We start from the raw sequence: 779 nt of genomic DNA, 5'->3' as shown, positions 1-779 counted from the left end.
GGTGGGCTCCGGGTCGGGGGTGCCGGTCGGCCGCGCGGTCGCGGTGGCGCTGGCGGTGGGCAGCGGTTCCTCGCTGGTGGGCTGCGGGGTCGTGGCCTCGCTCGTCTCCGGTTCGGCGTCGGGCTCGGGGTCGCCGCCGTTCTCGTTCCCGGTCTCCGGGCCGGGCTCCGCTTCCGTCACGGAGGCCGACGGCTCGGGCTCGGGGGCACCGGTGGTCTCTTCGCTCTCCGGCTCGTCGTCCGGGGTGCGCTCCAGGTCGGGCAGCGGGCCGGGGCCCGGGCCGTGGGTCTCGGTCGGGGGTGCCGCCTCCTCGCCCGGGCCGTCGGGGGATATCACGTCCCCGGCCTCCACGACGGCCACGGCGAGCAGCACGACACCGACGGCCGTGCCGACGACGGCGCGCAGGCTACGGCGCGGGCGGCGGCGGTGGGAGCTGCGGCGGCGGCCGGTGGCCCCGGCGCCGGACGGGTGGTCGGCGTCGCCCCCGTCGTAGTCGGCCCCGTCACCGAGGGGCCCGTCGTCGAAGGGCCCGGCGTCGAGGGGCCCGTCGTCGAAGGGCACGGCGGCAGCGCCACGGCGCGCGCCGCGCCGGCCTCGGCGCGGCGCCTCGTCGGCCGGGCGCCCCAAGGCGACTTCGCCGAGGTCGTAGCTGTCCGGCTCGTGGGCTCCCTGGTACCCGTGGGCCCCGTGGCCGCTCGGCGGCGGTGCACCGGGGCCCGGCGCGGGAGGCGCGGTTCCGCCCCCGGGAGGGATCGGTCCGCCGGGGTGGCCGACGGAGG

At 80.5% G+C, this 779-nt stretch carries 1 pseudogene; it reads right to left on the bottom strand.

From position 1 onward, the window contains the following. Nucleotides 1–561, bottom strand: a pseudogene (locus E0D90_RS26940) (hypothetical protein); the annotation flags it as partial. Nucleotides 562–779 lie beyond the last annotated feature (218 nt).

Source organism: Streptomyces otsuchiensis (assembly GCF_004305975.1).
In the GTDB taxonomy this organism is placed as follows: Bacteria; Actinomycetota; Actinomycetes; order Streptomycetales; family Streptomycetaceae; genus Streptomyces; species Streptomyces otsuchiensis.
This window is presented reverse-complemented; position numbering and strand designations above follow the sequence as displayed.